Origin of the sequence: Roseomonas sp. 18066 (assembly GCF_902706185.1) — a bacterium.
Classification (GTDB): Bacteria; Pseudomonadota; Alphaproteobacteria; order Acetobacterales; family Acetobacteraceae; genus Pseudoroseomonas.
In genome coordinates, this window is sequence record NZ_CACSJM010000246.1 from 1 (window position 1) to 5,244 (window position 5,244).

At 74.2% G+C, this 5,244-nt stretch carries 2 protein-coding genes; one reads left to right on the top strand and one right to left on the bottom strand.

What is annotated here, in order from left to right; all coding sequences use genetic code 11:
* Positions 1 to 174: 174 nt before the first annotated feature.
* A complete protein-coding gene (locus tag GVN67_RS27870) occupies positions 175 to 1,380 on the bottom strand; it encodes an N-acetylmuramoyl-L-alanine amidase (protein WP_160000569.1) in 1,206 nt (401 codons plus the stop codon).
* Between the two features lie 806 nt (positions 1,381 to 2,186).
* Here GVN67_RS27870 and GVN67_RS27875 point away from each other — a divergent pair.
* The coding region (locus GVN67_RS27875; RefSeq protein WP_235035579.1) for a ribonuclease E/G at positions 2,187 to 5,244 on the top strand (3,058 nt) is incomplete at its 3' end.

Sequence of the window (5,244 nt, forward strand, 5' to 3'; positions counted from 1 at the left end):
TTCGATGGAACGACGGAGCGTGACCCTCGCTTCTTTACGGGCTCGATCGCCCCAAGGGGTTCCGGGCTACGCTCCGCCACCGCTCCGGACACTCTAGCAACGACCGAGCGCGATGGCGCCAAGTTACAAGGGGTCCAGGGGAATTTATTCCCCTGGCCTGCCCCTGGTCTTCTCTTACCCGCTCCCCGCCATCCCGGCATGGTGCTGTTCCAGCCACCCATGCACCGCCCCTGTCAGGGCGCGGGCCACCTGGGCGCGGTAGGGGGCGCGGTTCAGGGCGGCTTCGTCGCGGCGGTCGCTGAGGAAGCCCATTTCCACCAGCACGCTGGGCACGTCGGGCGCCTTCAGCACCGCGAAGGACGCCTGGCGGTGGGTGTTGGGCAGCAGGGTGACGCTCTGGCCCAGGTTGGACACCACGAAGCGCGCCATCCGGGCCGAGCCCACCTTGGTTTCCTGGCGGACCAGGGAATAGAGGATGCGCTGCACTTCCGGCGAGACGTCGGGGATGCGCAGGCCGCCGGCGGCATCCGCCCGGTTCTGGCTTTGCGCCAGCCGCGCCGACAGCGCGTCGGAGGCGCGGTCGGCGAGGGTGTAGACGCTGGCGCCGCGGGCGCCGGGGGCGCTGTCGGCGTGCAGCGACATGAACAGGGCGGCCTCGCGCCGGCGGGCGATGTCGACGCGCCCGTCCAGCGGGATGAAGACGTCGCGCGACCGGGTCAGCACCACGCGGCAGCGGCCGGCGGCTTCGAGCTGCTTCTTCAGCTCCAGCCCGGCGGCCAGGGTGATGCGCTTCTCATGCGTGCCGGCGACGCCGATGGTGCCGGGGTCCTTGCCGCCATGGCCGGGGTCGATGACGATCACCGGCAGGGCGCGGGCCGGCGCGCGGGCGGTGGCGGTGCCGCCGCCCAGGCGGCCCTGGGCGATGCGGCCCTGGGCTAGGCGGGCGAAGCCGGGCGCGGTGCCCGGGCCGAGCTCGACCACCAGCCGGCCGTCCACGGTGGCGGCGTTGTGGATCGAGACCGGGCCGGACAGGTCCACCAGCAGGCGGCGGTTGGGCGCGTCCCAGCGGGCGCCGCGGGCCGGGCCCAGGCCGGGCAGGCGGGCCGGGCCGCGCCAGGTGGCGCCGGGCAGGCTGACCACCAGCCGCATCGGCCGCTGCGTGGCGGACAGGCGCCAGGTGGTGGCGGTGTCGGCTTCCAGGATCAGGCGGGTGGCGTCGCCGCTGCGTTCCAGGCGGGCGCCGGTGACGGCGGCCTCGGCCTCGCCGGGCAGGATCAGCGCCGGCAGGGCCAGGCCGATCAGCCCGAGGCTGGCGCGCAGCAGGCTGCGGCGGTCGGGCGCGGCGCCGTCCGGTCCCGGATCGTCGGGCTGGTCAGACATGATGGCTCTCCCCCTGCAGGCCAGAGGCGCTGCCGGCGGGTTTCCCCCTCCCGCGGGCGGCGCCGGGGCAGGGACCGGCCGGCGCGATGGGCGCGGCGGTCAGCCGGGGCCTGTGGAAAAATCGGCAGGCTCCGGGCCGGCCCCAGGGGGCCGCATGCTCCTATGCGCAGCATCTATCACGCCAGAGCTTAGGGATCACGGCATTACTTCATGTAACGTCTGAACGTTGCAATGCCTTGTGGAAGGGCAGGGCGGCGCCTATGGTGCCTTGCCCCGGCGGCTGGTGCTGTCCGGTGGAGGTTCCGGGCGCGGCCGCCCGGCTCGATTCTGCCCTTCGCCGCAGCGCGGCGGGGCCTGCCCGCGGGTCCGTCCCGCGCAGCGGGCGCCGTCTTTTGCAGGGAAGGGTCCGGGATCCGGCGCGGCCCATGGTTTCTGGCAAGGGTGGCCCCGACGACGGGCCCGACCCGGCTTCGCCAGGTTCCGCATCCCGCTCCGCCGGTGCTGGCATGAAGGCGCGGAAGGGTGGCGTGGCCTCAAGGCCAGCCCCCTGGCCGCGCGGCCGCTGGCCCGTTCCATGCCCGATGGGCGCCTTGCGGCGCCCGGGCATGCCCCGGGGCTCGCGCGCGGCGCGCTCAACAAGGGTCCCCCCTTTCCGGGGCGTGGCCCGCCGAGACGAGAGGTCGGAACCAGAGCCGCATGGCCAGCTTGCCGCCACGCCGCCTGTGCGACCCCGTTGCCTCGGGCCTGCCCACCCATTGCCGCCACCGTCAGCGCGATCGCGCCGGTGGCCTGGAGCATCCCGGTTCATGACCAAGCGCATGCTGATCGATGCATCCCACGCCGAAGAAACGCGCGTGGTGGTGCTGGACGGCAACCGGCTCGACGAATTCGATATCGAGACCGAACATAAGCGCCCGCTGAAGGGCAATATCTACCTGGCCAAGGTGGTTCGCGTCGAACCCAGCCTGCAGGCCGCCTTCGTCGAATATGGCGGCAACCGCCACGGCTTCCTGGCCTTCGGCGAGATCCACCCCGACTACTACCAGCTGCCCGTCGCCGACCGCGAGCGCCTGAACGCGCTGCAGGCCGCCGAGGCGGCCGAGGAAGAGGACGAGGACGAGGTCTCCGAGGCCGAGGCCGACGCCATGGTCGCCGCCATCGAGAAGATGGCCGATGGCGACCAGGCCGAGGCGTCCGACGACGCCGCCCCCCGCGCCCAGCCCATGGCCATGGAGGAAGGCCGCCAGGCCGCCCCGGCCGAGGCGCTGCTGGCCGGCGAGGCCGCGGCGCTCGAGGACGGCGTGATCACCGGCGACGCGCCCGCCCCCGCCGAGACCGAGGCCGAGGGCGAGTCCCAGGCCGAGGAGAGCGAGTCGCGCGAGCCCGGCCCGGCGCCCGAGACCTTCAACGGCCGCGGCAAGGGCGAGGACGAGGAAGGCGGCCGCGAGGAGCGCCGCATCACCCCGCGTTTCCTGCGCCACTACAAGATCCAGGAAGTGATCCGCCGCCGGCAGATCATGCTGGTCCAGGTCGTCAAGGAGGAGCGCGGCAACAAGGGCGCCGCGCTGACCACCTATATCAGCCTGGCCGGCCGCTTCTCGGTGCTGATGCCGAACTCGCCGCGCGGCGGCGGCATCTCCCGCAAGATCACCTCGGTCGCCGACCGCAAGCGCCTGCGCGAGGTCATCGACGACCTGCACATGCCGCGCGGCATGAGCATCATCGTCCGCACCGCCGGCGCCGGCCAGCCCAAGCCCGAGATCCGGCGCGACGGCGAATACCTGCTGCGCCTGTGGGACGACATCCGCGAGCGGACCCTGCAGTCCACCGCGCCGGCCCTGATCTATGAGGAAGCCGACCTCATCAAGCGCTCGATCCGCGACGTCTTCGGCCGCGACATCGAGGAGATCCAGGTGGAGGGCGAGGAAGCCTACCGCCAGGCGCGCGACTTCATGCGCATGCTGATGCCGCAGAACGAGCGCAAGATCCGCCTGTACCGTGACCACAGCGTGCCGCTCTTCGCCCGCCACGGCGTCGACGCGCAGCTGGACGCGATGATGTCGCCGACGGTGCAGCTGAAGTCGGGAGGCTATATCGTCATCAACCAGACCGAGGCGCTGGTCGCCATCGACGTGAACTCCGGCCGCTCGACGCGCGACCGGCACATCGAGGACACCGCGCTGCGCACCAACCTGGAGGCCGCCGACGAGGTGGCGCGCCAGGTGCGGCTGCGCGACCTGGCCGGGCTGGTGGTGATCGACTTCATCGACATGGAGTCGTCGCGCAACGACGCCCAGGTCGAGCGCCGCCTGAAGGAGGCGCTGAAGTTCGACCGCGCCCGCATCCAGGTCGGCCGCATCAGCCATTTCGGCCTGCTGGAGATGAGCCGCCAGCGGCTGCGCCCCAGCCTGACCGAGCATTCCTTCATCACCTGCCCGCATTGCCAGGGCCTTGGCCTGGTGCGCAGCCCGGAGAGCGCCGCCCTCCAGGTGCTGCGCCAGATCGAGGAGGAGGGCGCCAAGCGCCGCGCCGCCGAGATCCTGGTCTCGATCGCCCCTGACCTGGCGCTGCATATCCTGAACCGCCGCCGCGACCGGCTGTCGGCCATCGAGGTGCGCTACGGCATGGCCGTGGTCTTCGAGGGCGACGCCAAGCTGCAGGGCTCGGCGATCCGCATCGAGCGGACCCGCGCGCAGAGCCAGGCCGAGCCGCCGGCGGCCCCCGCCGCGCTGCGCATGGACTTCGCGCCCGAGGCCGAGGAGGTGGCGCCGGTTGCCGTCGCCGCCGTGCCGGTCGCCGCCGAGGCGCGGCCCGAGGTCGCCGGCGAGCCCGGCCCGGCCGAGGCGAATGGCGAGGAGGGCAACGGCAACCGCCGCCGCCGTCGCCGCCGCCGCCGTGGCGGCCGCCGCGAGGATGGCTCGCCGAACGAGGCCCAGGGCGCCGAGGCCGGTGCCGATGCCGGCGGCGATGACGGCGACGAGGGTGACGACGAGGCCGAGGGCCAGCCGCAGGCTCAGCCCGCGGTGACCGAGGCCGCCGCCAGCCCGGCCGCGCCCGCGGGGGCCGAGAGCGATGCCGAGCAGGACCTGCCGGCGCAGCTCGACGCCGAGTTCCGCTCGCGCCGCCGCGGCGGTCGCCGCCGCGATGGCGAACGGCAGCAGCCGCCGCGCGAGGCCCGGGAGCCGCGCGAGCATCGGGAGCCCCGCCACGAGGCCCCGGCGCCGCGCTATGCCGGCCCGACGCCGGCGGATCCCTTCGCCGGCACGCTGGACGACATCTTCGACGCCATGGCGGCGGCCGAGGAAGCGGCCCAGCAGGCTGCGGCCGCCAGGCCCGTGCCGCCGCCGGTCGCGACCCCGGTCGCGCCCGTGGTGACGGTGACGCCGGTGGCCGCGCCGGCCCCGATCGTCGAAGCCCCGGTCGTCGAGGCCCCGGTCGTCGAAGCGCCCGTGGTCGAAGCGTCGGCCGAGGCTCCGGTGGAGACGCCGCCGGTGGTCGAAGCGGCCGTCGAGGCGCCCGTGGAAGCTGTCGCGGAGGCCGTCGTCGAAGCCCCGGCCGAGGCGGCGCCCGCCGCCAAGGCCCCGGCCAAGCGCAGCCGCAAGAAGGCCGATGCCGCGCCCGTCGAGGCGGCCCCGGTCGCCGAGGTGGTCGAGGCCCCGGCCAAGCCCGCCCCGAAGCGCAGCCGCAAGAAGGCTGACGCCGCGGTCGAGGCGCCCGTGGAAGCCGTGGCGGAAGTCGTGGCGGAAGCGGTCGTCGAGGCCCCGGTCGAGGCGGCGCCCGCCGCCAAGGCCCCGGCCAAGCGCAGCCGCAAGAAGGTCGAGGCGGTGGAAGCCGCCCCGGTCGACCCGGCGCCCGCCCCGGCGG